The following is a 2,124-nucleotide window of genomic DNA, read 5'->3' on the forward strand; positions in this document are numbered from 1 at the left end:
GGCGCTGTGGGAGACGACTTTGAACCAGCCTTTGACTCCCCACGCATCACCAATGCGCCCTACTTCAATGGCATCCGCAGGTAAATCAGCGGTATCGAGAGAGGGCATCATGGTGTGCGGAGCGGGCAGAACACAGCTTGCCCGCCGTTTCAATTTAGGCTGTAGGAGCGGCCGCTTTGGCAGATTGGGCAACCAGACGTTCCACCGTAGGGGAAACCTGGGCACCCACGCTACGCCAGTAGGTCAGGCGGTCTTGGACGATACGGATGCTTTCTTCATTGGCGGTAGCGCTAGGGTTGTAAAAACCCACGCGCTCAATGAAACGACCGTCGCGACGGTTACGCTTATCGGCCACAACGATATTGAAAAACGGGCGTGCTTTTGCACCGCCACGGGCGAGTCGAATAACGACCATGATTTATCCTTCGGGGTGGCTGAAAACTATTTCAACCGATTGCCATAAGTGCCAAGTAAGCACCTGGCGTTTTATTTCAGCGTTGAGACACGCAACTGACCACCTAGCCAGTGACACGCTGAAAAGCCTTCCATTATACCGCGCCCAAACTCTTCTTTCCCCATGCCCACCATCCGCCCTGCCCACGACGAAGATATCGCCACCGTTACCGCCATTTACACCCACCACGTGCTGCACGGCACTGGCACTTTTGAGACCACTCCGCCCAGTGTCGAAGACATGGCCGCCCGCCGCGCCGACGTGTTGGCCAAAGGCCTGCCCTACCTGGTGCTGACAGACGCAGACCAGGTGGTGGGCTTTGCCTATTGCAACTGGTTCAAACCACGCCCGGCTTACCGGTTTTCTGCCGAAGACTCGGTGTATCTGGGCCCAGATAGCGGCGGTAAAGGCTGGGGACGCCTTTTACTAACCGAACTGGCGGCCCAGGCCGAACGGGTAGGCGTGCGCAAGCTGATCGCCGTGATAGGGGACTCGGCCAACGCGGGCTCGATCGGTGTCCACCAATCCATGGGCTTTAGCCACGTAGGCGTGCTGCGCGCCTGCGGCTGGAAGTTTGGCCGCTGGCTGGACGTGGTGATGATGGAAAAGGCTTTGGGCGCAGCCGACAGCAATTCGCCGGAATAATCGAACCTATGAAAAACAAAACTTTGGCCACCTGGCTGGCATTTGTAGGCGGCCCACTCGGCCTGCACCGCTTCTACCTGTACAGTCTGGGCGACCTCTGGGGTTGGCTATATTGGATTCCGACCGCGTTGGGCCTTTACGGCGTGCAGCGGGTGCAAGTCGCCGGACTAGACGACCACTGGAGCTGGATTTTGATTCCACTGCTGGGCTTCAGCATGGCCGCCAGCGCACTGACCGCCATCGTCTACGGCCTGATGGCCCCTGAAAAATGGAACGCCAAATTCAACCCCCGCAACGCTGCCGACGCCCTGCCCGGCCAGACCAACTGGATCACGGTGGGAGCGCTGGTCTGCGCCTTGCTGGTGGGCACTGGCACCTTGATGGCCAGCCTGGCCTTCAGCTTCCAGCGCTACTTCGAATACCAGATCGAACTAGGCCAGAAACTGAGCCAATAATTTAGAAAATCTGCAAACTGAGCCAGTAAGCAATGGCGGCCACAAACGCGCTAGCGGGGATGGTAAAAATCCAGGCCCACACAATTGTGCCCGCCACACCCCAACGTACGGCACTGGCCCGCTGGGTCGAACCTACACCCACAATCGCACCGGTAATGGTGTGGGTGGTAGACACCGGCACACCCAGCCAAGTCGCCAAAAACAGCGTCAAGGCACCGCCCGTTTCGGCACAGAACCCCCCCACCGGTTTGAGCTTGGTGATTTTTTGCCCCATGGTCTTCACAATCCGCCAGCCACCAAACATGGTGCCTGCTGCAATCGCGGTGTAGCAACACACAATCGCCCAGGTCGGCGGCGCAGTGTCGGTAGCAGCCGAATAGCCTGTAGCAATGAGCAGCATCCAGATGATGCCGATGGTTTTTTGCGCATCGTTACCGCCGTGGCCCAGGCTGTAAGCACCCGCAGACACCAGCTGCAGCCGCCGGAACCAGCGGTCCACCTTGGACGGCGTGGCGCGTCGGAAAATCCATGCCACTACCAACAGCATCAACGACCCCAAAAAGAAGCCCA

At 58.7% G+C, this 2,124-nt stretch carries 4 protein-coding genes and 1 pseudogene; 2 read left to right on the forward strand and 3 right to left on the reverse strand.

Going from position 1 to position 2,124, the window contains the following annotated elements:
- Together ABI213_RS22465 and rpsP are read right to left on the reverse strand one after the other, a co-directional pair.
- A pseudogene (locus ABI213_RS22465) lies at nucleotides 1-111 on the reverse strand (ribosome maturation factor RimM); the annotation flags it as partial.
- Between the two features lie 43 nt (nucleotides 112-154).
- Nucleotides 155-415 carry a 30S ribosomal protein S16 gene (gene rpsP / locus ABI213_RS22470; protein ID WP_348008885.1) on the reverse strand — a complete coding sequence of 87 codons (261 nt, stop codon included), beginning with the start codon at nucleotides 413-415 and terminating at the stop codon, nucleotides 155-157.
- A 162-nt stretch (nucleotides 416-577) separates the two neighbouring features.
- On the opposite strand from rpsP, the gene ABI213_RS22475 reads away from it, so the two are divergent.
- Nucleotides 578-1,099 (forward strand): N-acetyltransferase family protein, encoded by a 522-nt coding sequence (locus tag ABI213_RS22475; RefSeq protein ID WP_348008884.1) that lies wholly within the window; start codon nucleotides 578-580, stop codon nucleotides 1,097-1,099.
- Nucleotides 1,100-1,107: 8 nt separating this feature from the next.
- Complete coding sequence (locus ABI213_RS22480) at nucleotides 1,108-1,554, forward strand: hypothetical protein (protein ID WP_348008883.1); 447 nt, start codon at nucleotides 1,108-1,110, stop codon at nucleotides 1,552-1,554.
- Nucleotide 1,555: 1 nt separating this feature from the next.
- On the opposite strand, the gene ABI213_RS22485 is transcribed toward ABI213_RS22480, so the two are convergent.
- Nucleotides 1,556-2,124 (reverse strand): inorganic phosphate transporter (locus ABI213_RS22485; RefSeq protein WP_348028729.1); only part of this gene is annotated, 569 nt, incomplete at its 5' end.

Origin of the sequence: Rhodoferax sp. (assembly GCF_039922535.1) — a bacterium.
Taxonomy (GTDB): Bacteria; Pseudomonadota; Gammaproteobacteria; order Burkholderiales; family Burkholderiaceae_C; genus Rhodoferax_B.

Excerpts from the sequence above, each read along its gene's own strand:
- ABI213_RS22480 (WP_348008883.1), top strand. The coding sequence starts at position 1,108 with ATGAAAAACAAAACTTTGGCCACCTGGCTGGCATTTGTAGGCGGCCCA.
- ABI213_RS22475 (WP_348008884.1), top strand. The coding sequence starts at position 578 with ATGCCCACCATCCGCCCTGCCCACGACGAAGATATCGCCACCGTTACC.
- rpsP (WP_348008885.1), bottom strand. The coding sequence starts at position 415 with ATGGTCGTTATTCGACTCGCCCGTGGCGGTGCAAAAGCACGCCCGTTT.